The following is a 25,853-nucleotide window of genomic DNA, read 5'->3' as shown; positions in this document are numbered from 1 at the left end:
CCCTTTTTGTAGTAATGGATAGTGTATATATTATTTAAGTGTAAACTTGGAAGTTCCCAACAATTTCAATCGGTCGTCATACACGTTCACCATGTAGTTTCCTCCTTGAAAATCGCCTGCAGGTTTGTTGATATAATCACAAACGTCCAAGGACTTATTTTCGTAGTAAAAATTAGTTCCTTTGCTGTAGGTAACCGAAGCTCCGGAATCATTGGTCTTGGAAAAGCTTTCTCCTAAAACATTCCCCTGAGGATCCAATACTTCCAAAAAGAACTCCCTATCACCGGCCTCGGCAATTACGTTGTCCGCAACAGTAAAGCAAATTTTGAATTTGTCAGTTCTTTTGGCTCTAGAAGTAGAAACCAATTTTCCGTTGTTGCGCTCTTTTACGGCATCAACATTGAATTTGGACAAGTTCAATGCAGAACCTTTCTCAACGGCATCGGCCAATTGGGTGTTCTGTACAACTAAGGAGTCATTGAAAATTGTTTGCTTCTCCAATTCGTTATAAGTGCTATCCCTTTGCATGGCGATAAGGGTATTGGAACGTGTCAATGAATCCACTTGTTTCATCAATTGTTCCCTTTCCGCCTTTAACACACTAACTTGTCTTCTGTACCTTGACAATGAGGCAATATCCCCCTTCATAGATTTTACAGAATCGATATACTTGGCAATATTGTCCCGTGCCTCTACCAATTCCTCATTCGTAGCATTGCTCTCCAAAATGGCCTTGTCGTATTCTGATTTTAGGCTATTGAGATCCTCGACCACAAGTGCCTTTTCTTCGGTAAGTACGGTCTCCGTTTTCTTTTTATCCTGATAAAGACTAACGGTGTAGATGATGGTACCTAGAAGTACCACACCTAGCAAACCTGCTAATACCTTCAATCCGTTGTTACTTTTTGTTTCAGTCATAATGTTAAAATTAAAATAAGCTTGTTTAACCTTTTAAAGTGTTTGTTCGTATCAGTCTATATACGGTTCTTTTTTCCTTTTAGATTTTTTGATCTAAAAAAATTAAAAATCCCATTTCGCCAATCCTCACATATAGTAACTTTATGGTCCACAAATTACAGCTTCGCATGTCCATTAAAATTCTGCCATTTGAACCTAAATATGCTGTCCATTTTAGGGACTTGAACCTAGCCTGGCTTAAAAAATATTTTCAAGTGGAGGCAAAGGATGTAGTGTTGCTTGAAAATTGCCAGGAATCTATTCTCGATGTTGGCGGATTTATCTTTTTAGCGGAACACAATGGTAAAATTGTAGGTTGTTTTTCCTTTATCCCTTATGAAGAGAAAGTTTTTGAATTGGGAAAAATGGCCGTCGACCCCGACCATCAAGGTTTAAAAATCGGTCAAGAGTTGTTATCCTTTGCCATAGAGTTTGCGAAAGAAAACCATTGGAAAAGTATCGTATTGTATTCAAGTACCAAATTGGATACCGCCCTTCATATCTATCGGAAGTATGGCTTTGTAGAGGTAGAATTGGAAAAAGAGATTCCCTATGAACGAAGCGATATAAAAATGGAATTAACCTTCAATGCAAAAAATTGACTTCATGAAAAAATTGTTTTTTGGGCTTTTGGGCTGTTGTTTTACTTTTTTGGGCTGTAAGGAAAAAGCAAAGCCTTCACCTCACATAGACTCGGATCCTTTCCAAGCCATGGAAAAACAAGCTCCACCTTCTCCACATGGCGAACAGGGTTCCGAAATTAAGATTATCCCTATTTCCCATGCCACGGCCGTATTGGAATGGAACAATATTACCATTTATGTAGATCCCGTAGGCGGTGCGAAAGTCTTTGAGGGGCAAAAAAAACCGGATCTAATTCTGATTACGGATATTCATGGTGACCATCTTAGTGTGGAAACCTTACAAGAGTTGGATACCAAAAAAGCTAAAATAATGGTACCCCAAGCCGTAGCCGATGAAATCCCTGAAGAATTTACGCCCCAAATCGATGTTTTGAACAATGGGAATTCCAAGGAACGCTACGAAATACATGTGGAAGCCGTTCCGATGTACAACTTACGGGAAGAGGCCAAAATATTTCATAAAAAGGGTCGAGGCAATGGCTATGTTTTGAATATGGGCGGCCAACGACTCTATTTTTCCGGGGACACGGAGGATATCCCGGAAATGCGAAGCCTCAAAAATATTGATAAAGCCTTTATTTGCATGAACATGCCCTACACCATGACCGTGGAAAGTGCTGCTGATGCCGTTTTGGAATTCCGGCCAAAACAGGTATACCCCTATCATTATAGGGGAAATCCGGATGTTAGTGATGTTATAAAATTCAAGAAACTTGTCAACAAAGGGAATCCAGATATAAAAGTGGTGCAATTGGATTGGTATCCAGACGACGATTTTTGAGTGAGGGCAAAAATCAATTACCGTATCAACTTTTTGTACTTTATACGCTTGGGCATAATATCCGCGCCCAAACGTTTCTTTTTGTTCTCCTCATAATCGGAAAAGGAACCCTCAAAGAAATATACCTGGGAATTACCTTCAAAGGCCAGTATATGTGTACAGATACGATCCAGGAACCATCGGTCATGCGAAATAATAGCTGCACAACCCGCAAAGTTCTCCAGACCTTCCTCCAAAGCCCGTAAGGTATTTACGTCCAAATCGTTCGTGGGCTCGTCCAACAACAGCACATTGCCCTCTTCTTTTAAGGTCATAGCCAAATGGAGCCTGTTGCGCTCCCCACCGGATAACATGTTTACCTTTTTATTTTGCTCACTGCCCGAAAAATTAAAACGGCTCAGATAGGCGCGTGAATTCACCTGTCGTCCGCCCATCATGACCAATTCCTGTTCATCGCTAAAGTTTTGCCAAATGGTCTTCTCCGGGTCAATATTGGAATGGCTTTGGTCTACATAGGCGATTTTTGCCGTATCCCCTACTACGAATTCCCCGCCATCCGGGGTTTCCTCGCCCATTATCATCCTAAAGATGGTAGTTTTTCCGGCACCGTTTGGTCCAATAATCCCAACTATACCCGCTTGTGGTAGATTAAAATTTAAATTTTCATACAATAATTTGTCGCCATAGGCCTTGCTTACTCCCTTGGCTTCAATAACGTTGGTGCCCAATCTTGGCCCATTGGGAATATATATTTCCAATTTCTCATCCAGTTGTTTCTGGTCCTGGCTCATTAGTTTATCGTAGTTCTTTAAGCGGGCCTTTTGTTTGGTCTGCCTGCCCTTGGCACCCTGGCGTACCCACTCCAACTCCCTTTCCAAGGTCTTTTGCCGTTTGGAAGCTTGTTTACTTTCCTGTGCCAATCGCTTTGCCTTTTGATCTAACCAACCGGAATAGTTACCTTTCCATGGAATGCCCTCACCCCTATCCAACTCCAAGATCCATCCGGCCACATTGTCCAGGAAATAACGGTCGTGGGTAACGGCAATTACGGTTCCCTTATATCGTGCCAAATGATGTTCCAACCAGTGTACCGATTCTGCGTCCAGATGATTGGTAGGCTCATCCAACAATAAAATTTCAGGTTCCTGAAGCAATAATCTGCACAAAGCTACCCTCCTTCGCTCCCCTCCAGAGAGCACCCCGATTTTTTTGTCGCCATCCGGAGTCCGCAATGCATCCATGGCAATCTCAAGTTTCGTGTCAAGTTCCCACGCATTGGAGGCATCTATCTTGTCTTGAAGATCAGCTTGCTTGTCCATCAGTTTCTGCATCTTGTCCGCATCTTCATATACTTCGGGCAAACCGAACATATCATTAATTTTGTTATACTCGTCCAAGATGGCAACAGTTTCGGCCACACCTTCCTTCACTATTTCAAGTACTGTTTTATCCTCATCCAATTGCGGTTCCTGCTCCAAGTAACCTACCTTATATCCAGGAGAAAAGACAACATCCCCTTGATAGTTTTTATCTACCCCCGCAATTATCTTTAACAAAGTAGATTTCCCGGACCCATTAAGGCCTAAAATCCCAATTTTGGCACCGTAGAAGAAACTGAGGTAAATGTCTTTAAGTACCGGGGTGTTCGCATTTTTATAGGTCTTGGTGACTCCGGCCATTGAGAAAATGACTTTCTTATCGTCGCTCATCTTTTATTCTTGTTTATATTGTGTATTAAGGAGATGGTTTTATTCGATTGGATTTTTACAGGAAATTTGGATGATAGGAATCAGATTTGTAAGCATGCCAGGAGTAGACCAGTGGTACTTGTATAGGCGCTTAAACTTTTAAACTCTTCCCTTTAAGGCGTTGAAGACCCATGCAATGGCAAAAAAACCGATACCTACCGATGCAAAACCCCATCCAGCAACATCATCATATCTAAAAGCTCCTAGGGCTATTAACGCGCATCCCACTACAATCATAATAAATGTGGCCCAGGCTAGCACCGTGTTTTTATTCATTCCCATTTGTTCTAGTTTGGTTTGTGGTAACGCCAAATATCGGAATTTTATGGGATTTTTTGGGATTTGCCCGGGTAACTTTATTCCTCGAAGGGAAAAAGAATCCCTGCAAGTCGTCGGACCTCATCCAATAGCCCGATCAAATCCAAACTATTTTGATGCGACCACAGTGCGCTTTCCAGCTTCCCAGATTTTAAGCAGGAGTGCACTTCTTTGATTTCATACGTATATCCCTTACCTTTTGTGGGCAGATTGAATTTATCCAGAGTACCGTCCTTTTCCATGGAATACCCTTGTGCCTCATGCCATCGAGGATGGATAAAAACTGAGCCTTTGCTCCCTGCTATTTCTGCCTTCATTTCAGAATTAGAGGTAAGTCCACTATACAATAAGGCCTGAGCCTTTTCATATTCAAAAATCATCGAGGTCTGAATTTCTACGCCGGTTTTGTAAAATTTGGAGGTCGCCTTTATGGCTTTAGGTTTCCCTAACATGGTGTAGGCCAAAAAAATGGGATATATCCCAATATCCAATAGTGAACCACCTGCCAAGTAAGGATTTAATACCCTTCCTTCTTCGGATCGATCCAATCCATAAAATGCAAAATCCGCATGGAGATAGCCAATATCCCCGAGTTCACCGGTATCGATCAATTGCTTCACTTTACGAATCGTCGGGTTAAACCTGCTCCAAAGGGCCTCCATCAAAAAAACCTGGTTTTGCAGAGCGGAAGCAATCATTTCCTTAACTTCCGTAAGGTTTACTCCCATAGGCTTTTCGCAAAGTACATGTTTGCCATGATCCATGGCGCTAATACTCCATTGGGCATGTAAATTATGGGGTGTGGCAACATAAATCGCGTCTACCTCAACACAATTGAACAATTCCTCATAACTTCCAAAAGCATGTTTCGCATTGTACTCCTTTGCAAATAGCTCTGCCTTGGTAATATCCCTGGAGGCAACGGCGGTCAAAACCCCGTCCGAAACCAATTTTAAGTCCTTTGCGAAACTGTGGGCAATCTTGCCTGGACCAATGATTCCCCAACGAATTGTATCTCCCATACTGGTATTTTATTTTGCCAAAGTTAATCAATAATACTCCTATCTTTATACCGGTAAAAGAAACTACTGAGAGTATGGATCTTAAGTTCACAAAAAATGAAGATCACAACAAATTATTGCTTTCCGAGCTTAAAAGGCGATTGGCACAAGTAAAGCTTGGAGGCGGGAAAAAGCGTTTGGAAAAACAACGCGCCCTTGGGAAAATGACCGCGCGCGAACGTATCGATTACCTATTGGACAAAGAGAAGGACAGCCTAGAAATTGGGGCTTTGGCCGGTGAAGATATGTATGGGGAACATGGTGGGTGCCCTTCCGGAGGTGTGATCGTAAAAATGGGATATGTATCCGGGAAACAGTGTTTGGTGGTCGCCAATGATGCCACCGTTAAGGCGGGTGCCTGGTTTCCGATTACCGGGAAAAAGAATTTAAGGGCGCAGGAAATAGCCATGGAGAATCGTCTGCCCATCATCTATTTGGTGGATAGTGCCGGCGTGTTTCTCCCCATGCAGGACGAAATCTTCCCTGACAAAGAACATTTTGGCAGAATTTTTAGGAACAACGCCCAAATGAGTAGTATGGGCATACCCCAAATTGCAGCAGTTATGGGCAGTTGTGTAGCTGGTGGTGCCTATCTGCCCATTATGAGCGATGAGGCTCTGATAGTTGACAAGACAGGAAGTATTTTTTTAGCAGGAAGCTATTTGGTGAAAGCGGCCATAGGAGAGGAAATAGACAATGAAACCTTGGGTGGCGCGACCACCCACTGCGAAATAAGTGGTGTGACCGATTACAAAGCCAAGGACGATTCGGATGCACTGGATACGATCAAAGGCATCATGGACAAAATTGGAGGTATCAATGAGACCGGATACAATCGTACCAAAACCTTTGAGCCAAAAAAAAATCCAGAAGATATATACGGTATTCTTCCAGATTCCCGTACCGACCAATATGATATGCTGGAAATTATTGAACGATTGGTGGATGATTCTGAATTTAAGCAATACAAGGAGGGATACGGAAAGACCATTTTAACCGGTTACGCAAGAATCGATGGTTGGGCCGTTGGAATCGTGGCCAATCAGCGCAAGGTGGTCAAAACAAAAAAAGGGGAAATGCAATTTGGTGGCGTCATCTATTCAGACTCCGCGGACAAGGCTACGCGTTTTATTGCCAATTGCAATCAGAAAAGGATTCCACTGGTTTTTTTACAGGACGTTACCGGGTTCATGGTAGGCAGCAAAAGTGAACATGGAGGTATCATTAAGGATGGAGCCAAAATGGTGAACGCCGTTGCAAATAGTGTGGTTCCCAAGTTTACTGTAATCATTGGAAATAGCTATGGTGCAGGAAATTATGCCATGTGTGGGAAGGCTTATGATCCAAGATTAATCGTCGCTTGGCCAAGTGCAGAACTAGCCGTTATGAGTGGTAATTCCGCGGCCAAGGTATTGTTACAAATTGAAAAAGCTTCCTTACAAAAAAAGGGTGAAGTAATTACCCAAGAAATGGAAAGGGAACTTTTTGACCGAATCAAGAAACGATATGACAATCAGGTATCACCCTACTATGCTGCCGCACGTTTATGGACTGATGCCATAATCGATCCCCTGGAAACGAGAAAATGGATTTCGATGGGCATCGAAGCGGCGAATCATGCTCCTATTCATAAGCCTTTTAACATGGGCGTATTACAGGTTTAAGAAATTATCACTCAACTGCTTGAATAACTGCATTGAGTACAGGCCTATCGCTGACTTTTTTCATTTCCTCTTTATGTCCTTTCTTGTTGAACACGAGAATATCACCTTTTTTGGCCCTTATGATATAACGCCCCTTTTCATCGGTGGTTGTTTGTTCCCTTGTCCTCAAATTAGAAATTTGTACTGAAGGTACCATTCTTCCATTCTTAAACACAAAGCCAGAAACAGTCCTTTGTCGTTTTAGCTTGCGCTGCTGCCTAGTTTCATATTTATCAGCAGCTTTACTATGCACCTTAAAGGAAGTTTCCAAATGATAGGCCATTGCCTTATTTGAAAATTCTTCCCATTTATCCTGACTTGAATATTTGCGGTAAGAGGCAGAGATATTTCTGGTGCCTGCCACAACCAAACCGAGTTCTGCCCGGCCATAAATCTGCAAAAGCTCCAAAGAGGCAATAAAATTATCGTCTACTTGGATATTGAAGTCCTTTAAATCAACTTGTAGGGATCGGGGGCCTTTGGGAATGGTACACAGAATATTCTTGCCAGATTTGTTCAAATTAGTACCTGGTAATCGCAGTTTGCCGTCGTCATCATAAAAATTAACGCGGACCAAAATACTATCGGATGGATTACTGATTATTTCAAATGTGATTCTTTTAAGTATCCTAGGTCCTTTTTTTACGAGAATCCTAGTGGCCAACTCTCCACCCAAAGCTATGTTGTCTTTCCAATACCCAAATATTTCATCACCTATATATGGGTAGCCCACATTGTCCTTAATAAAACGTCCATCCACATTGGTAACCACCACTTCGTTTAATTCCAAGGCCTCGGGCTCCATTTTTACCTTGGGATATTCCCTGTCTAGCGATTTAAGCCGGGCCAATGGAACCTCCAAGGTCCTATATCCCAGGCAGGAAAATAACACCGAATTTTCACCTTCCAAGTCGCGAGCGTCAATTTGTAGCCGAAAAATTCCATCCCCATTACTAACAGTACCTATGCTTTTTGCTACAATACCTATGTTGACATATGAGATGGGATTTCCTGTCTCCGCATCAATGACCTGACCTTCATATTCAGTTTGGGCTCCGCATGTCCAGGAAAAAGATAGTAACCATATGATGAAAAAATCGCACTTGGATACCATTTATCGAATTGAAAGTATTCCGTCTGCCTCAATCTTGAACAATTCTTGATTACGATTCTTGACCATTAATTTAAAAACCATGGATTCCTGACGTTGGGAGGGTTTTCCATAATCCTGATAAACGGTGGCCTTTAAGTAGGTAGGTGCAAGACTTTTATTGCCTAGATAGTTCACATTCACTTGCCAAGTTCCTTTGGGATCATAAATAAGATGTTCCTGACACGAAAAGCCATTCTGTTTTTCATCCCTTATAAGTGCCTCATTATCAAATGCCGTATGTTTAAAAGTAAAATATTGCTTTTGGCCATCGACGAACTGCAACTCAAATTCTGCCTCGCTGTCGTTCCACTCAAAAACTAGCCGTGTCCCGTTAAAATCATCCTCATCGGATGCGTAAAATACCTTTTCTTGGGAAAGTACTTCTCCCTCCTGTGTTATCAAATTATTGAAATCCCGATTTAGAATGTTGGAAAAGGTATCCGACTTGCTAAAAAACCCTTCACGCATCAAAAACTGATACCTGGCGTAAAGCAAAGCGGCCCGTTCAATTTTTCCACTGTTTCTATAAGCATTCGCCAAGTCGTGGTAAGATTGCCGGTAATGTGGGCGAAGGACAAATACTTTCTTATAAAGTTCCACGGAGGCCCCATAATCTCCTTCTTGATCCATTTGATAGGCCAGAGCCTTAAGGATGACGGGATTATCTGAATACTGGGTTTCAATAGTATTTGTAATTGTTTCCACCATAGCCTTATCCTTATGTTCTTTTTGAAAATAGGAGCGTGCATCCAAATGAAAATAGGGTGATCTACCATTTACACCCTCAAGTTGGACATAACTCTCCTTTGCCTCTTTCAAACTAGTAGTAGAGCGCAAAATCTGTAGGTACTCGGGCACCGCCAATTGGGTGCCACCAATCGCATCTCCCTCTTCAAAAAAATTGTCCCTTAGTTTCGCTTGGTCGTATGGGGTCTTTTTTCCGGGTTCCCTATTGAAATTAGCTGTTTTTGTATTTATGATAATCAAACCTCCCGCTGCTTGGCTACCATATTTGTTCAGTGCCCCAATGCCTTGTATAACGGCCATCCTTTCAATGTTTTGTACATCTAGAAAGGTAGGCACTTGTTGAAGTAAAACCCCATCCACTTCAAATAAAACAGGTGTTCTGGTATTAATGGAGGTAATGCCCCTACGAAAAAAAACCTGAATCTGGTTTAAATTTAGGCCTACGGTATTGGTAGGAGTTAAAATGTTGGGAACTTGTGCCCTTAAGAGGGTTAAGATATCAACGGTGGATGGATTAATATCATTTACACCTAACATTTGGACCCTAGATGGCATCAACTTGGTATCCAGAATACCGGAAAACGTTTTGATCAAGTTTTTGTCGGTATCGTAATCTTGGCGAAGTTCTTTCTGTGTCCGGTGATACTTTTTTTTGGTCACAACCACCTCATCCAATTCTTGCACCTCATCCCTTAAGGTTATGTTCAAAAAGGTCGTTACATCCTCCACTAAAATCTCAAGGGTTTTCTTGCCTACATAACTATAGACCAAGGTTTCACCCTCATGGGCACTGATTTCATATTTTCCAGATGCATCGGTCCTGGCCAGCCTATCCGTATTTTTAACGACTATGTTTACATTTTCCAGAGGTGTCTGTCCATCGGATACCACACCACTTATTGTTTTAAGGGTTTCTTGGGAATAGACTTGGGAAAAAAGCAAAAAAAGCAACGCCGGGAAAAAATGTTTCATGATGATTCAGATTTTAGTATTGTTTAATAAAGTTACTAAAAAGTGTAACAAAAATCACGCCAAATATTATTCGCCCATATGTTCCTTTATTCTTGGTACAAGGAGCAATTCGGTTTGCCTTCCGTTTACATATCTAAAGCCATCAGCACCATAGAACCCAGCCTCTTCCAACATGATTCGAATGTCCCGTTTCCATTCAGGAATGGTCACCGTGGTGTTAAGTTCGATGGCATAGACCGTATTGGGACGTAGTGGATAGCTCTCCCCATCGGCTTTCATAACGCCCCCTTGGGCATCCCACATACCTATAGTAGTACCAGCGGAATGGCCGTAAGTCCCCAAGGGGTGGGTATAAATGGCAGGACGCAGTCCGGCTTCCCGCCCGTCCTGCAAAGCCTTGGCCAAAATCTCATTTCCCGTACGGCCCGTAATCATGTTTCCCGTTAGGAAATCCTGAGCCTTGTTCCCTTCTTTTAGGGCGTCGCGTAAAAAATCAGGAGCTTCCTTTTCTCCAGGTTGGAGTACATAGGCCAATTCCTGGCAATCCGTATTTAGGCGTAGGTATGTAATACCAAAATCGCAATGCAACAAATCGCCAGGTAAAATGACTGTATCCTCGGGGCGATCGGAAAAGGAGTAAAGATGGTCCTTACCTTCCCCACTGGTCCTCTGTACGTCTACCGTGGGATGAAACCACGTCTTTAATCCTAAATCGGTCACCTTTTGTCGCATCCACCATACCACTTCTCGAGTGGTGGTAATTCCTGGGGTTATGACTTTTTCGGAAAACGCTTCGGCAATAACATCATGGGTAATGTCTACCAACTGATTATAAATAATCATTTCCCGTGCTGTCCGGGTTTCTATCCATCCAACGGCCAATTGCTCCGCAGAAATCACCTTTTTATGATATTTCTTGGGCAAGTTTTGCATGAACTCCTCATAATCCGTCTTATCCAGACCGTCGGCAATGTTGTGGTCCTTAGAAAAGTTTAGCCCAATTTTTTTGGGATTTCGCTCTTCGATCAATTGTATTAGGCGCTTCCATTGCTCTGGTTCCTTTTCCTTGTCCCAAACCGACAGGATGTTGTCCCCCACATTGTAGCGGGCCACCGCCAACTTATCAATGGTATTTTTTGCCTTATCCCGATAGAAAACCAAAATGGTCCTTCTTCGGGCATTTAGCCAGGTAGCCGGCAGCATAGTTCGCAATACAGGGTCTTCATTATATTCCCTTGAAATCAATATCCACATATCAATATCCGTTTCGTCCATCAATTGAGGCAAGAGATCGTTGAAACGATCGGCGAGAATTTCATCTATTACTTTAGCCCTTTCTATTTCTGGGAGGATTTGTTGGGATAATACTAGTAAGGGTAAAAGGAGACAAAAAAGAAATAGCTTGTTTTTCATAGGATATTTTTTTTTTAAAATAAGAATTAGAAAGCTTTCGCTACTGATTTAAAAGAATTTTTAATGTTTCGTGCCTGAGCATTTTTCCATTTGCCGTCGCTTCAAACTTTGGAAGGGCATATATGGCTTTGGGCACTTCATATTTTTCCAATGAAGAAAGTTCCGTTATTTTCTGAGATACGATTTCCTCATTGGTTTCCCCTTCGATTACTAATACCAGTTTGTGGCCCAATTTTTCATCGGGCAATCCTGTGATAAAGAATCGCTTTGTGATTACTTGGGCCAGTTTGGCCTCTATTTGTTCCGGAATTAACTTTACCCCACCGGAATTAATCACGTTATCATAACGTCCCAACCATTTAAACTCGGTTTTCGAAGTAAGTTGCACAAGGTCATTGGTGACCACCTTTTCATCACAAATTTCCGGTGCATCAATGACGAGGCAACCTCTTTTATCCTTAGAAACGGTGATGTTGGGCAAGGTCTTAAAATGGGATTCGGCCTTAACGGATCGATTGGCATGTATTTTCCTCACGGCCACATGGGTTATGGTTTCCGTCATTCCATAGGTTTCAAAAACACCAGTCGGTCCTTGCCCTACCTTTTTCTCCAATGCTCTTGATATGGGGGCACCTCCAACCAGTAAAGTCTTAATGCCATTAAGTTGTCCTAATGAATTTTCCAGTTGCAATGGGACCATCGCACAGAAATCGTAGGGCTGGAAAACCTGATCCAGTGGACGTGATGAGGGTTCCACATAATCGATTTCCAAACCCAGGACCATGGCGCGGACCAACATCATTTTTCCTGCAATATAATCACAGGGCAAACACAGCAACGCCGAACTTCCCGGTTTCAATCCAAAAAAATCCCCGGTCGCCAAGGCGGAATTCACCATTTGATTCTTTTTTAAATCGATTGGTTTCGGTTTTCCTGTGGAGCCCGAAGTCTTAACTTGCAAGATTGGTTTTTCATCAAGCCAATCCAGCAAAAAATCCCCAATAACTTCCTCAAAAGGTGCCCCTTCCTTTATTAAGCTATAGCCCATCTCCCTTAATTCATTAATAGAAGGATGGAAACCGTTAAATTTAAAGTTAGCGTGGATTTCTTTATACTGGGGCTTCATCATGATTGGAGGCAAAAAACTCTTCTTTGGATAGCACAGGACCAGCTAGCTGTTCCTTCCAGTTTTTCCATCGGTATTTTTTGGAAAAAATGTACAGCAATATCGGAAAGACAACAAATACAGGTAAAAAGGCATCGAAGCCCAAAGTAGGTTCGGCCACGTTTTTATAAATGGCATCTACCTGAAAAGCGGTACTGTCCATAGTGACTAAAAGTGCCGTTACCAGATTATTGGACGCGTGAAAACCCAAGGCCAATTCCAGACCTTCGTCCATAAGGGTCATTATTCCCAAGAAGAAACCGGTACCGATATAGTATACCATAATACCATAACCCAATTTACCTACCTCCGGATTCCCCAAATGCATCAATCCGAACAATACGGAAGTTACGAACAATGGCACCCATCGATTTTTGGCCATAATTCCAAGACCCTGCATCATATAACCCCGAAACAGATATTCTTCGAAACTGGTTTGAATGGGAATGAGTAAGAGGGCTATTATCACCAAATATAAAAATGGTTCCCATCTGAAATTGAGGATATAGTCCTCCGGGGCGATTACAATATCGATTCCGGTAATTACTATGGTGATGGTTGACCAGAGTGCAAAAGCAAAGAAAAACCGCTTCCAATCGATTTTTTTTCTGGAAGTGGTCAAGGAGGTCAGTGTTTGCCTATGAATGTATTTCACCCATAAAAATAATAGGACAAGACCCACAATGAAGGGAATTAACATCTCTATCAAAAACCGGTTGGCTCCTTTTCTGTTAATTTCCGCTTCCATAATAGCCTCAACATCCAAATCCAAAAGTACAATGGCCAAGTAGTTGAGTACCATCAACCCAATAAAACCTAAGGGAATTAAAAAATATTTCCAAATACCAATCTCTCCTTTATAGCCCTGTTCTATGTACATAGTTTACTGATTAAGTTGCTTTCCCAAGGTATGTCCTTTCTGTAACCCAATTGACCTTCCTCAACAATCAATGGACACTTAAAATTGTTGGTAAATAGACTACCTGTGCCCAATCCTTGAGGCATTGGGTTATTCAGCGTAAACGTCCATTGCGCAATGGCATTGAGACCTATATTGCTTTCCAGGGCACTGGTCACCCACCAACCAATATTATATTCGTTGGCAAGAGCTATCCACTCTTCGCTTCCTTTGATACCCCCGATCAAACTGGGCTTTAATATAAGATAATGCGGCCAAATGGCTTGTAATAAGCTTCTTTTTTCAGTGCTATCAAAAATTCCGATCAACTCCTCGTCCAAAGCAATAGGCAGAGGTGATTTTTTGCATAATTCTTTCATTTCCCGGTGTTGGCCTGGCTTGATAGGTTGTTCTATGGAATGTAATTCATAATCGGATAGGATTTGAAGTTTTTCCAGTGCACCCTTTGGCTCAAAGGCTCCATTGGCATCTACCCGAAGTTCAATATCTTCTTTGGAATACGTTTTACGGATGGATTCCAGCAGTTCAATCTCCTTGTCAAAATCAATAGCCCCTATTTTCAATTTTATACAGGTAAAGCCTTCACTCAATTTCTGTTGTATCTGTTCATGCATAAAACTGGCATCCCCCATCCAAATAAGGCCATTAATTGGTATTGTATTGGTACCACTTGTAAAAGGGGAAGCGAAAAGTTCAAAGGTGTTCTTGGATTCGAGGGAAACAAAGGCCTGTTCCAGACCGAATTGAATACTCGGATACTCCTTTAATTGCGCATAGAGCGTTTCGGCGCCTATTGAAATATGATTACAAGTCCAATGAAGTTTGTCCTCATAGTCTTCTACGTCGTCCACACTTAAACCACGTAATAGTCCGCATTCGCCTATCCCAAACTTTCCATTTTCCTCTAAGATAAGAAACCAGGTCTCCTTCTCGGTAAGTATGCCCCGGGATGTACCACTGGGACGTTTAAAATTAAGGGTATGTCTTTTATAACTGGCTCTCATCCGTTATGCCCAAATTTAGGCATATTTTTAAGGGCTTAGAGGGCAGAATCCATATAAAATTCAATAAAACAGGCATCATATCAAATGGTCAAGTCCTGTCCTATATCCAATAAATGAAGTGTTTTGCCTGCCTCCTTGAATTTTCTTTTGGCCTCATCATGATCAATTTCAATGTACCCAAAAGTATCAAAGTGATAGCCCAATATTTCAGTACACGCTAGGAAGTCTGAAGCAAGAATGGCATCGTCCACACCCATGGTGAAATTGTCGCCTATGGGCAATATGGCCAAATCCAACTTTGTTAGCATAGGGATCAACTTCATATCCATAGTCAATGCCGTATCCCCGGCAATATAAATCTCTTTGTTTTCGGCCGAGAGGATAAACCCACCAGGCTGACCCCCATAGGAGCCATCAGGGAAAGAAGAGGTATGGATGGCATTTACGTATTTTAGTCGTCCGAAATCAAAATCCCATTGGCCTCCATGGTTCATAGGATGCGCCTGGAGACCTTTGTTTTGATAATGGACGACTATTTCATAATTGCTTACAATGGTAGCTCCTGAAGTCTTGGCAATTTTTTCAACATCCAAAGTATGGTCTTGGTGAGCGTGCGTGACCAAAATATAATCGGGATCTAGGTCGTTGATATCCACTTTTCCAGATGCCTTTTCATTACCGGAGATAAAGGGGTCTACCAAAAGCTTTTTGTCCTGCAATGTTATGAGAAGGGAGGCATGCCCCAGAAAAGTAAGTTTCATTTTTGAAGAGTTTAGGTTACCCTCCAAATTTATTTAAAATTGAACCAAAAACGAACACCTTCGGCGGTTTTATCAATGTTCAATTTTGTCTGCAACTGATTAGCCAATCGATTCATTAACCGTATTCCCATAGAGGAATTGGCCCGCTCCTCGGTATCCTCCGGTAGGCCGACCCCATTGTCCGAATATTCAAAAAAGCCTTCTTTGTCACCCATTTTTCTAAGGTGGATATAAATTTTACCATTTTCTTCATCATATGGGAAGGCATATTTAAAAGAATTGGAGACCAGTTCATTCAAAATGAGTCCAAAGGGAATCGCCCTGTCAATATCCAATTCTACACCTTCCGCATCAATGGTGATATTGATATTGTGCCCGCCCTTTTTGTAGACAGACTGCACGCTATTGATTAAACTTTCGATATATCCTTGCATTTCAATGACCGAAAGATCATCGTTCTGATACAACTTCTGATGGATCAATGCCATAGCCTTTACCCTACTCTTGCCTTCTTCAAGAGCTTCAATGGCCGCTTTGCTCCTCGTGTTTTTAGTTTGAAGACTCAACAAGCTGGAAACCATCTGTAGGTTGTTTTTAACCCTATGATGGATTTCCTTTAGGAGGGAGTCCTTTTCCACTAAGGAATTTTCGATAATGTGTTTTTGTTCGGCTATCAACCGCTGGTTTTTTATACTTTTCAGGTAGGCATACACCAAACCGGCAAATCCCAATAAGGTGAAAATCAAGGAAATGAAAACCAGGTTTATACGCTCATCCTGCGCGATCATTTCACTGCGTTGCTCTTCCAAAGCCTGCTTTTGGGCGGCCATAATGGATCGCGTGTTAGCCTTTTCCTCGGCCATTACAGTAGCCAGTTGTTGCTTTCTCAATTCTGATTCATTAATGCTTATGGAATCGTTTATGCGAATGTTCTTTCGCAAATAAAACGAGGCATTTTTATAATCATCGGTCCTTTCGTAATAAAAGGACAATAATCTATTTTTTTTAATCTTGTTTTCGGTCTTCCTTGGCTGGATATCATCACTCAGAAAATCCGTAGCCTTTTCCAGGTCCCCCAACTGCAAATAACTTTCGGCAATGGCCAAGCGGTTTTCTATGATATCTGGAGAATACAGGCCCTTGCCGTATGCGTCCATTTCCAAAATGCTCTGCTCCAAAAAGGGAATGGCATCCTCATATTCTCCCAGTTGTAAATGGCATTTCCCAATATTTCCACGAATTTTGCTGCTTAATAGATTAGCTTCACGTACATCCGCATCCGATTTTATTTTAGTGACGTCATTTAAAAATACATCAATAAAACCCTTTGCCTTTTTATATGAATTGAGCGCTGTTGGCGTCGATTTGTCCAACCTCAAATAGGTTCCTACGTTATTATAGAATTCAGCTTGGGCAAAATAGTCCTTCTCGTCAACAGTTTTTTTAACATGCTCAAAGTAATCGTCCATTGCCTTGCGATGTAAGCCCAAATTGGAATAAATGTCATAAAAGGCAATGTTCTCGGTTATCCCCAATTCCTTCTTCTCCTTCCGAATTTCTATTTGTTCCGCATAAAGCTCCAATTTGGAATAATTCTCATCCATGAGATTTAGCAGAATGGTCCTGGTGTCCAAATCAAGAAATTCCTTTTTGGCATACAACTCCTTATTTATGGCAAGGCTCTTATCATAATCCCCAATATCATAATACACCTGGGATTGCATCAATTTGTATTGCTTTACCGCAGTGGTGTCTTCTTGCCTTTGGGCGTTATTGAGAAATACGTTTACCGTATCCAACCAGTCATAGGCAGAATTCTCCAAATAGCGATTTGGGGCATTGAAAAAGAATTCGAATCTTTCATTTAAAGTCTTCTTATTTTGAAATTTTCTAAAAAGACCTTCATCTGTTTCCGTTGAATCCTGTGCGACCACCGGACACATAATGAGAAAGCAATGGAAGAATATTATTGAAGTTTTGCCAAGCAGATTTTTCATATCATAGTAGGGGACAAAACCAGACATACGTCGTATAAGGTGGTCTTGTTAAATTTTTATTGTAAACCAAATCAAGGGTTTAACACGTTTTGATTATCTCAAAAACGTCTTTTTTACCATACTAATTGTCCTCAAATACCTTTTTTAACCACAAATTAAAGTAGACTTGATTAAAACTCGAATACTCAAGATTATAAATACAGGAAAACGCCATATAAGTATATATGGCTACCGTGCAATTACATCAAAAAACGAAATGATAAGTTTTGGGGTGTCTCATCGGACAGTTCAAAAATATTGTATGCAGGTCATCCTTTTGGAATATTGTTGTGTAACCCTTGTTTTTTGTTGTGAAAATCAAAATATTATGTGAAGGTCGTATTTCATCCGATTTTTTACACATTTGGTCGGAGTTGCAGAAAACCTATTCCGTTAAGAAAAAAGGGTGAACAAGGCCCACTTTTCACACAATAGGGTATCCGTTACTAAAAAGAGCCCCGTCATTACGATCAGGGCTCTTTTACGAGAACACTATATGAAAATGAAAAAACTATTTATTCAGTTTGCGATTGTTAATTAAAACACGTCTAAAATAAAATAGTTTAAGATTCGGACAAAAATAATGTTGCGAAGACCCAAAAAACCGTTGTGTCCAAGCCGCAAACCGCGATAAAAAAAAGACATGTGGTACATGTCTTTCAATTCTATACAAAATATTAATCCTTAGGAGTTCATTGCAGAAATGATAAACTCCTTAAAATCCTTGGATATAGGAATAAGGGTATTGTTGATCATAATGTCCTTAGAATTAATGGCATCTATATGATCCACGTTTACTATATAGGACTTATGGGCGCGGTAGAATTTGTTTTTCGGTAATTTCTCCAAATAGTCCTTTAGGGGAGATCTCACCAAAAACTTTTTATCCACTGTGTTTACTTCCAAATACACATTATCCGCCTTAATGAACTGTATATCCCCAAATTGTATCCTATAATACAAGTGTTGTTTCTTAACAAAAATGGAATCCTTTAAAACGGAATTGGACATTGGGGCCTCCATTGAACCACTATCCTCGCCTGCCGATTTTTCAGCGCCATAGGTAAAGTTGGAAAGCGCAATTTCTATGGAAGTATATAGATCCTGTTGTTCAAAAGGTTTCACCAAATATCCATTGGGTTTTACAGTCTTGGCATTTTCTACGGTAGCACGATCAGAATTGGAAGTGACAAAAATGAATGGAATGTTGTAGTTTTCCCTAATGTGTTTCCCCAAATCTATTCCTGTTTTGTCGGAAGCCAATATAATATCGATCAAGACCAAATCGACCTGCTGAGTCCTTAAAACCTCCTCCGCCTGCTCATATACTATTACGTTATCAACAATCTCATAACCAATCTCTTCTAGCATAGATTGCATATCGTCTGCAATAATAACATTGTCCTCTACGATAAGAATTTTAATAGGTTGTTCCAAAGTAGTTGTGGTTTAGATGGTTAGACTCAAAATTACAAAAAATTATTAAAACTAATATAGAATATAACGGCCATGGCAAAAGTGCTTAAGGCCAATTTCTTCAGTTCGGGATCTAGTAGAACCGGGGCTTTTATACCATGAACGCGGCGCATATGAACAAAAATCGGCACAAACATTACCATGGAGAGAAAGTGATACCAATTCTCAAAGTTCAGTAGAACAAACCAGAGCAATGTGACAAATCCTCCAAGCAAAAGCAAGGAATGGTAGATTTTACCACCCTTAAATCCCATTCGTACCACAAGCGTGTTTTTACCAGCCTGGGTATCGGATTCATAATCCCTTAGGTTATTTAGGTTAAGAACGCCAGTGCTCAAAAACCCTATCGTACAGGCCGGTAGCAGAGCTTGTGTGTATAAAATCTTTGTATTTAGGAACATTGATCCCAAAACAGCGACCAAACCAAAAAAAATAAAAACAAAAAGGTCACCCATTCCTTTGTACCCATAGGCTGAAGATCCTACGGTATATTTTATGGCGGCCCAAACGCTGGCAAGGCCCAACAATACAAATAATAAGAGGTAACCTATCCTTTCTGTTCCAAAGGCGAAATAAACGACGGCAAGAATCAAAAAAAAGTTGATAACACTGGATACTACGATTCCTCTTTTCAGTTCTTTCTTGGACAATAGTCCACTTTGCAAAGTTCGTCTGGGCCCGATTCTAGTCTCATTGTCCGTACCCTTAACCCCATCGCCATAATCATTTGCCAAATTTGATGTGATTTGAAATCCTATTGCTGCCAATAGTGCCGAAACAAATACAAGGGTATCTGCTATACCGTAAAAGTTAGCTAAGGCCGTTCCAACAATAATACCGGAAACGGATAGTGGAAGGGTCCTTAAACGTACGGCTTCCAACCAAATTTTAGTCTTCGGCAAAACTTTTTTAATAAGGATCTTCTATTTGGATTCGTTTGCCATCTTGGTACGAGGCAACGAAAGCATCCTGAAAACCTAGGTCAACCAGCTGCTTTCTAAATTTTTGGGCTTCTTCCAAAGTTTCAAAATTTCCAAGGGAATAGGAATAAAATGGATTGGTCTTAACGAACATAGTATTTGTTAGCGCCTTTGAAGCAAGCGTTACGTTATTATCCACAAAGGACTTCACCTGAACGGAGTATATTTTTTCCTTTTCCAAAAATTTCTTGGCCAAATAAAATTCATTCACCAAACTAAGCTCCTGGTTCTGTTGCTTAAGATTGTCAATTCGGGTTTTTATAGCATCCAAACTATCAATGGACACCAAAAGGTTCTCTTGTTGCTCAAAACCATTGGAACTGCTAAGGCCTGCCGTAAAGGAGGTAATGGCAAGTGTTCCAATAAGGAAAAGTCCGGTAACACCTGCAAGGACATTGCGTTGTATTTTGCTTTTTTTAAGCTCTTTATTCTTAAACTTTATTTGATCCAGAAGACGTTCGTTGATAATCTGGGCCTTATCGATATCCTTGTGCAATTCCAATAAATCGCTTTCTTCAATAAATGGCATGTAGCATGTAGTTTTAGGAGGTATATCTTATGTTAAAGTTAACCAAAATACTTTAATGGCAACAAGATGCTTATTCCCTTTGTTGCAAAAATATAACTTTTGATGGTATAGGAAAGGAAAACTGTGGTTAAATTGGTATAGTAAATTGATTTTCATTCCGTTAAAAGAAACGGTAATCTAAAATTTTTGCTCAAATGACCCGGATCCCATTTGCCTTTATTTCTATTTTTCGGGCCTTGTACAATGTCCCTATTCCTTTCTTGAACGTTTTTTTGCTCATTTGAAGTATTGCTTTGATCGCTTCGGGCTCGGATTTGTCATGAAGGGCCAAAAAACCATTGTTCCGGAGCAAGGTCTCGTAAATTTTGTTTGCAGCTGGTTCAAGAACATTTGCTCCCAGAGGTTGAAGCAATACATCAATCTTATTATCAGGTCTTACACGCTTAATGACACCCTTGGTATTGTCCCCTATCGCTACCTTTTTGAAAATTTCATTGGAATAAACCAGCCCCTTATGGCGGTTATTGATGATTACCTCCCAACCTAAATCCGTTCTTCGCGTAAAAATCAAGTCCACTACCTCCCTTTCCTTGACGGTTAAATCCTCGTTATCCAAAAATTTGTCCAATTTATTGGAAGCTACCAAACGGTTTGTTTTGGTATCCAGATGACAATACACCACATACCAATGCCCTTCTTTCATTTTTGATCTTTGCTCTCGAAACGGCACCAAAAGATGCTTTTCCAGACCCCAATCCATAAAAGCGCCAAACTCATTTACCTCGGCTACCTGTAACAACTGAAACTCGCCTTTTGTAATATAGGGCTGTAATGTTGTTGCAATAGGTCTTTCCTCATGATCCAGATAACAGAACACCTCAAGCTCTTTTCCTATTTCATACGTTCTGGGTACATATTTGTTGGGCAGCAGTACATCGTTACCTTCATCATCGCCCAGAAAAAGCCCAACTCCAGTCTCCCTTAATATTTGGAGACGATTATATTTTCCAAGTAAAAGCATTTTGCAAAAATAGTGTTTAAAAACTCTATAAAAAAAGCCGTTCACCAATTGGCGAACGGCTTTTGATACCTACAAAGCCTTCTACTAATTATAAGCCGAAGCTTTATCAAAGTGTTTACATAACATGTAATACACAACGGCCCTATATTTACTCTTTACGGAAGTGCCATAGTTATTTACTACGGTTTTAACGGCATCCATCAATTGAGGCCCATCTGCCAAACCTAACTTTTTTACCAAATAGTTGTTCTTAACGGTTTCCAATTCCTTATCGTCAGCCCCGGATACTTTTGAAGCGTCCAAATTGTAAATTGCAGGCCCAAGTCCAATGGTAACTTTAGTCAACAAGTCCATGTCCGGAGTTTCGCCAAATTTTTCCTTAATGTCTGCTGCATACTTCGCAATCAATTCGTCTCTTTTACTGCTCATAATAGTTAGTGTTCTATATGTTAATGGTTAATAAAATCCGAAGATAAAAAATCAAAATAACTGAGCAAAATTTTATTGTTCAATAATCTTGGCGTACAAATTTCCAATAATTTCGGTTTATCGGACTGTTTGTAAAAAGGCTTCAATTCTCTCTTCAATTCTATGGCGGATGCCACTTTGGTATGTTCAAATCCGTATAAATTACAGAGGTGTTCCGCTTCCAGATTTTGTACAGTTTCAAAATAGGTCTCAAAATTTGGTGTGTCCTCCTGACCAGGCAAAATCCTAAAAATACCGCCTCCACCATTATTGATTAACAGTATCCTAAAATCAGGTCGTACATAATCATTCCATAAAGCATTACTATCATAGAAAAAGCTCAAGTCCCCGGTAATCAACAATGTGGGTTCCTTACTAAATATGGAAGCGCCTATTGCTGTGGAGGTACTCCCGTCTATGCCGCTGGTGCCCCGATTGCAAAACATTTTTATGGAGGCATCCCAATTAAAAAGTTGGGCATAACGAACGGTAGAACTATTCGCTAAATGCAGTTGATAAGACCGGGGCACAGTTTTACTAATGTAATGAAAGGCCAAGAGATCTGAAAACCCAATCTGCTTTATATATTCGGTTCTTCTCAGCTTGAAGTTTTCCTTTATATTTAACCAATACCCACGATAATCTGTTTCTGCATTCCCTCCAGTATCTTGGGACAGGACAGTTTTCAGAAATCGGTTGGGATTCATTTTTACATGATGGGAAAGTGAAAAAAAAGTATCATACGCCTTTATTTCATCAATATGCCAATGCTGTTTGGCCCTGTATTGTCGAAGAAATGCCTTAATTTTTTTAGAGACGATCAATCCTCCGAAGGTAAGCAGGATTTCAGGCCGCAATTGTTCGAACAAATTGTTTTTTTGGTCCAGTTTCTCTACAGGGGCAATTATCGTATCAATACTTGAAAAGAAGTTAGGGTGATGAAGATTTGAGGTTGTTTCCGTAAAAACGACTACCGAAGGGTCGTTGGCCAATATATCCAAAAGCTTTTGGTCTATACTATTTGGGTGGCTTACTCCTACCAAAACCATCTTATGCCGGGCTGTTTTCCAAATTTCACTGAGGTTCCCTATATCCACACCTGGGAATCCATCGCTATCCTTGTTAAAAACTAAACCAGGCTTTACGGTATCTCGATCAACAAAATCATACAAAGGCTCCTCAAAGGGAGCGTTGATATGAACCGGTGCTCTCTGGGCATAGGCCAAATTTATCGCGGTATTCAAACCGTCATCGTTAAATAGCTGAATCTTTTGCTGGGTATTTTCAATAGTGCTTTCGGATATTGAGTACGGTGCATATTTTTTTATCTCCTCGGTGGCATGCGAAACGTCCTGTCTTAAATTAACGGAACACCCTATATGTCTTTGAAACACATCATCTTGACGTATCGTCTGCCCATCCCCGATATCTATTTTATAACTTGGCCTGTCAGCGGAAATAACAACAAGGGGGATGTTGCTGTAAAAAGCCTCGGCAACTGCAGGATAATAATTTAAAAGGGCGCTGCCCGAAGTGCAAACCAGGGCAACAGGTTTCTGTAGATACTGTGCAATCCCAAGGGCAAAAAAGGCGGCACAGCGCTCGTCCACAATGCTAAAACATTTGAAAAAAGGATCTTCAGAAAATCCGATGGTCAAGGGAGCATTTCGAGAGCCCGGAGAGATGACGACATTTTGGATACCTTTTGCCTTACAATGCAAAACAATGGATTGGGCCAAGGGAATAGTGGAATATCTCATGTGGGGCAAAAATACAACGGGGGCAATTCTAAACCAATCTAAAAAGTAAAAACTAAGGTGTTACATAAACTCGAGTAAAGTTCTACTTTTGGCCACGGTCTCCTCCCATTCCCTTTCGGGGTCCGAGTCCTGGGTTATGCCCCCACCAATATAGATCATCGCTTTGTTTCCTTTGATTTGTGCACAACGTAGATTTACATATAGGTTGGTTTCAGAATCAAAGTTCAATTCTCCTAAAAACCCAGTATAAAACTCCCTATCATAGTCTTCGTTATTATGAATAAAGTCAAGGGCCGGTTGTTTTGGAAAACCACAGATTGCCGGGGTCGGATGTAGGAACTTGATAATCGGCCCCAGGCCTTCTTCCAAAAAGACACCTGAAATTTTCGTCCGTAAATGCCACAGATTTCCCGCCCGTACAGATTCTATTTCGCCTTTTTGGATATTGGCAGCTTTGTCCTTGAGCACCTCCAATATATAATCCGTGACCAAATTTTGTTCTTCCAATTCCTTTTTTCCCCACAGAATTTGGTCCCGCCCCTTATAGGGTTGAGTGCCAGCCAGTGAAATTGTAGTAAACACCTTATTTTTAACCCGTAACAAAATCTCTGGAGTAGCGCCTATCCACAAGCCTGTTTTCGGATGAAACCATAAGTAGCAGAATGCGTTTGGGTAATTGGGCAAAAGGTTTTGGAACAATTCCAGTGGATTCTTGCCAAAATCAACTTCGATTTTACGGGACAATACAACCTTTTGAAAATCGCCTTCCTTAATGCATACGAGACTTCTTCGTACCAAATCAAGGTGAAGGCGTTTCTGTACGATATTTTCATGTACCTCTTTCCTTTTTATACGATTAGGAAAGAATTTTAAATCAAATTGGGTCTCATGTTTTTCATCAATCTGTAAAAGCAATGTCGGTTCCCATCCAAAGGCGGCCATTACAAAACCTGTTTCCGTAAAGTTCTGAACGGAATGTAGTTTTTTGTCACTTTGAAAAAGAGCCGTTATTTGTGGTTGTTTTGGTTTTTTGTAAACAACAAAAGGAAGCCGTTTCCTGAATTGGGCGGAAACCCTGTCCATGAATTCTAATGGCATATCAACTTTTTGGTAACGAAATGGTGGTCAATTTACAGGAAGAAATCAGATTTTCATTGACGTCCGTAATTTTGATCTCCCATAATTGGGTTGTACGGCCTTTATGGATCATAATGGCCTTGGCGAACACCTCACCATCGCTTACGCTTTTTACATGATTTGCGGATATTTCTATGCCACGGATAAAATATTTCTCGGCGTCCATAAAAATATAGGAAGCCATACTCCCAACACTTTCTGCCAAAGCCACTGACGCCCCTCCATGTAAAACACCATCTGGTTGATGGACCTTTGCATTGACCGGCATTTTGGCAACCAAATAATTCTCCCCCACATCAATATATTCAATCTCCAAATTTTCCATCATTGTGTTTTTGGAAGATTCGTTGCAAACCTTTAAAATTTTTTCCTTAAAATCGTTCATGAAACCTTTTTTTACAAAACTACATATTGCCTTGTGAACAAATGGCACTACTTGGAAATAGATTTTAAAATACCATGAAAGAAAAAAGAATTCGCTACCATACTATCGGTACTTATGAAACACTGAACCATTTGGACGGATTTACCAAAAATGTATGGATAGTACTTCATGGAATGGGATATCTAAGTCGATTTTTCCTAAAGCATTTTCAAGGACTACCCCCAAATGAAAACTATATCATTGCGCCCCAAGCTCCCTCGAAGTATTATTTGAACAATGAATATAGGCACGTCGGGGCCAGTTGGCTGACCAAGGAGCATACGGTCTTGGAAACACAAAATGTTTTGGCCTATTTAGATGCCCTATGGGACGCTGAAAAGGTCCCAGAAAACTGCAAACTGATCGTTTTGGGTTTTTCGCAGGGGGTTTCCATCGCGGCCCGATGGGTGGCACATAAAAAACTTCAAATCCATACTTTGGTACTTTACGCCGGTGGAATCCCAAATGAACTAAAACCCAAGGATTTTGACTTTTTGGCACCTGAGGTTGAAATCAAGGTTTTTATTGGCAATAAGGACGAATTCATCACCGAGAAAAGATTGAAAGAAGAGTCAAAAAAAATTGAGTCACTTTTTGAAGGGCGGGCCGAAGTGATTATTTTTGAAGGCGGTCATGAGCTCAAGAAAGAAATCATTAACAGCTTAGTAGAATAGCA

General features: G+C 40.8%; 24 protein-coding genes. 4 read left to right on the top strand and 20 right to left on the bottom strand.

The features are described 5' to 3' along the window. Positions 1–30 precede the first annotated feature (30 nt). On the bottom strand, positions 31–918 hold the full coding sequence (locus Q0993_RS19895; protein ID WP_299536593.1) for a hypothetical protein: 888 nt from the start codon (positions 916–918) through the stop codon (positions 31–33). Between the two features lie 167 nt (positions 919–1,085). Here Q0993_RS19895 and Q0993_RS19890 point away from each other — a divergent pair, with 167 nt between their 5' ends. Together Q0993_RS19890 and Q0993_RS19885 are read left to right on the top strand one after the other, a co-directional pair. Then, positions 1,086–1,559, top strand: coding sequence for a GNAT family N-acetyltransferase (locus tag Q0993_RS19890; protein ID WP_299536591.1), 474 nt, complete (start codon positions 1,086–1,088; stop codon positions 1,557–1,559). 4 nt (positions 1,560–1,563) lie between these two features. Then, positions 1,564–2,382 (top strand): MBL fold metallo-hydrolase, encoded by an 819-nt coding sequence (locus Q0993_RS19885; RefSeq protein ID WP_299536588.1) that lies wholly within the window; start codon positions 1,564–1,566, stop codon positions 2,380–2,382. A gap of 17 nt (positions 2,383–2,399) precedes the next feature. Here the strand turns inward: Q0993_RS19885 and ettA are convergent, their stop codons facing one another. The 3 genes from ettA to Q0993_RS19870 all read right to left on the bottom strand — a co-directional run bounded on the left by ettA (position 2,400) and on the right by Q0993_RS19870 (position 5,470). Continuing rightward, positions 2,400–4,091: an energy-dependent translational throttle protein EttA gene (gene ettA / locus Q0993_RS19880; protein ID WP_299536586.1), complete on the bottom strand. Its 1,692-nt coding sequence runs from the start codon at positions 4,089–4,091 to the stop codon at positions 2,400–2,402. Between the two features lie 138 nt (positions 4,092–4,229). Next, on the bottom strand, positions 4,230–4,412 hold the full coding sequence (locus Q0993_RS19875) for a CAL67264 family membrane protein (protein ID WP_299536584.1): 183 nt from the start codon (positions 4,410–4,412) through the stop codon (positions 4,230–4,232). Positions 4,413–4,486: 74 nt separating this feature from the next. Further along, positions 4,487–5,470: a Gfo/Idh/MocA family oxidoreductase gene (locus tag Q0993_RS19870; protein ID WP_299536582.1), complete on the bottom strand. Its 984-nt coding sequence runs from the start codon at positions 5,468–5,470 to the stop codon at positions 4,487–4,489. A 74-nt stretch (positions 5,471–5,544) separates the two neighbouring features. Here Q0993_RS19870 and Q0993_RS19865 point away from each other — a divergent pair, with 74 nt between their 5' ends. Next, the gene (locus tag Q0993_RS19865) at positions 5,545–7,173 is read left to right on the top strand and encodes an acyl-CoA carboxylase subunit beta (protein ID WP_299536580.1); all 1,629 of its coding nucleotides are present in this window, start codon (positions 5,545–5,547) and stop codon (positions 7,171–7,173) included. Positions 7,174–7,180: 7 nt separating this feature from the next. Here Q0993_RS19865 and Q0993_RS19860 read toward each other — a convergent pair whose 3' ends face one another. The 16 genes from Q0993_RS19860 to Q0993_RS19785 form a co-directional block, all read right to left on the bottom strand. Then, positions 7,181–8,326, bottom strand: coding sequence for a carboxypeptidase-like regulatory domain-containing protein (locus Q0993_RS19860; RefSeq protein ID WP_299536578.1), 1,146 nt, complete (start codon positions 8,324–8,326; stop codon positions 7,181–7,183). Then, complete coding sequence (locus Q0993_RS19855) at positions 8,327–10,084, bottom strand: carboxypeptidase-like regulatory domain-containing protein (protein WP_299536576.1); 1,758 nt, start codon at positions 10,082–10,084, stop codon at positions 8,327–8,329. Between the two features lie 66 nt (positions 10,085–10,150). Beyond that, positions 10,151–11,497 (bottom strand): M24 family metallopeptidase, encoded by a 1,347-nt coding sequence (locus Q0993_RS19850; RefSeq protein ID WP_299536573.1) that lies wholly within the window; start codon positions 11,495–11,497, stop codon positions 10,151–10,153. A gap of 40 nt (positions 11,498–11,537) precedes the next feature. Continuing rightward, positions 11,538–12,626: an AMP-binding protein gene (locus tag Q0993_RS19845; protein ID WP_367279652.1), complete on the bottom strand. Its 1,089-nt coding sequence runs from the start codon at positions 12,624–12,626 to the stop codon at positions 11,538–11,540. Next, positions 12,607–13,542 (bottom strand): CPBP family intramembrane glutamic endopeptidase, encoded by a 936-nt coding sequence (locus Q0993_RS19840; RefSeq protein ID WP_299536571.1) that lies wholly within the window; start codon positions 13,540–13,542, stop codon positions 12,607–12,609. Before Q0993_RS19840 ends, Q0993_RS19845 begins: the two co-directional genes overlap by 20 nt. Next, positions 13,533–14,585, bottom strand: a complete 1,053-nt coding sequence (locus Q0993_RS19835; RefSeq protein WP_299536569.1) for an o-succinylbenzoate synthase — start codon at positions 14,583–14,585, stop codon at positions 13,533–13,535. The genes Q0993_RS19840 and Q0993_RS19835 overlap by 10 nt, the downstream gene beginning before the upstream one ends. Positions 14,586–14,665: 80 nt before the next feature. After that, the gene (locus tag Q0993_RS19830; RefSeq protein ID WP_299536567.1) at positions 14,666–15,346 is read right to left on the bottom strand and encodes a metal-dependent hydrolase; all 681 of its coding nucleotides are present in this window, start codon (positions 15,344–15,346) and stop codon (positions 14,666–14,668) included. Positions 15,347–15,375: 29 nt separating this feature from the next. Next, a complete protein-coding gene (locus Q0993_RS19825) occupies positions 15,376–17,289 on the bottom strand; it encodes a histidine kinase dimerization/phosphoacceptor domain -containing protein (RefSeq protein ID WP_299536564.1) in 1,914 nt (637 codons plus the stop codon). A 777-nt stretch (positions 17,290–18,066) separates the two neighbouring features. Further along, the gene (locus Q0993_RS19820) at positions 18,067–18,819 is read right to left on the bottom strand and encodes a response regulator (protein WP_299536561.1); all 753 of its coding nucleotides are present in this window, start codon (positions 18,817–18,819) and stop codon (positions 18,067–18,069) included. A gap of 32 nt (positions 18,820–18,851) precedes the next feature. Further along, complete coding sequence (menA, locus tag Q0993_RS19815; RefSeq protein WP_299536559.1) at positions 18,852–19,760, bottom strand: 1,4-dihydroxy-2-naphthoate octaprenyltransferase; 909 nt, start codon at positions 19,758–19,760, stop codon at positions 18,852–18,854. 7 nt (positions 19,761–19,767) lie between these two features. After that, entirely contained in the window at positions 19,768–20,367 is a 600-nt protein-coding gene (locus tag Q0993_RS19810; RefSeq protein WP_299536557.1) for an SPOR domain-containing protein, read from the bottom strand. 190 nt (positions 20,368–20,557) lie between these two features. Then, positions 20,558–21,388 carry a S1-like domain-containing RNA-binding protein gene (locus Q0993_RS19805; protein ID WP_299536555.1) on the bottom strand — a complete coding sequence of 277 codons (831 nt, stop codon included), beginning with the start codon at positions 21,386–21,388 and terminating at the stop codon, positions 20,558–20,560. Between the two features lie 84 nt (positions 21,389–21,472). Continuing rightward, the gene (locus Q0993_RS19800) at positions 21,473–21,817 is read right to left on the bottom strand and encodes a DUF2853 family protein (protein ID WP_299536552.1); all 345 of its coding nucleotides are present in this window, start codon (positions 21,815–21,817) and stop codon (positions 21,473–21,475) included. Positions 21,818–21,837: 20 nt separating this feature from the next. Further along, on the bottom strand, positions 21,838–23,616 hold the full coding sequence (gene menD, locus Q0993_RS19795) for a 2-succinyl-5-enolpyruvyl-6-hydroxy-3-cyclohexene-1-carboxylic-acid synthase (RefSeq protein WP_299536549.1): 1,779 nt from the start codon (positions 23,614–23,616) through the stop codon (positions 21,838–21,840). Positions 23,617–23,676: 60 nt separating this feature from the next. Continuing rightward, positions 23,677–24,714 carry a chorismate-binding protein gene (locus Q0993_RS19790; RefSeq protein ID WP_299536547.1) on the bottom strand — a complete coding sequence of 346 codons (1,038 nt, stop codon included), beginning with the start codon at positions 24,712–24,714 and terminating at the stop codon, positions 23,677–23,679. 1 nt (position 24,715) lies between these two features. Next, positions 24,716–25,138 (bottom strand): hotdog fold thioesterase, encoded by a 423-nt coding sequence (locus Q0993_RS19785; protein WP_299536544.1) that lies wholly within the window; start codon positions 25,136–25,138, stop codon positions 24,716–24,718. 74 nt (positions 25,139–25,212) lie between these two features. Between Q0993_RS19785 and Q0993_RS19780 the strand changes: the two genes are divergently transcribed. Then, entirely contained in the window at positions 25,213–25,851 is a 639-nt protein-coding gene (locus tag Q0993_RS19780) for an alpha/beta hydrolase (protein WP_299536540.1), read from the top strand. Positions 25,852–25,853: the final 2 nt, after the last annotated feature.

Origin of the sequence: Ulvibacterium sp. (genome assembly GCF_028285715.1) — a bacterium.
Lineage (GTDB): Bacteria > Bacteroidota > Bacteroidia > Flavobacteriales > Flavobacteriaceae > Ulvibacterium.
The sequence above is the reverse complement of the archived record's forward strand: the minus strand, read 5'-3'. Positions and strand labels throughout refer to the sequence as shown.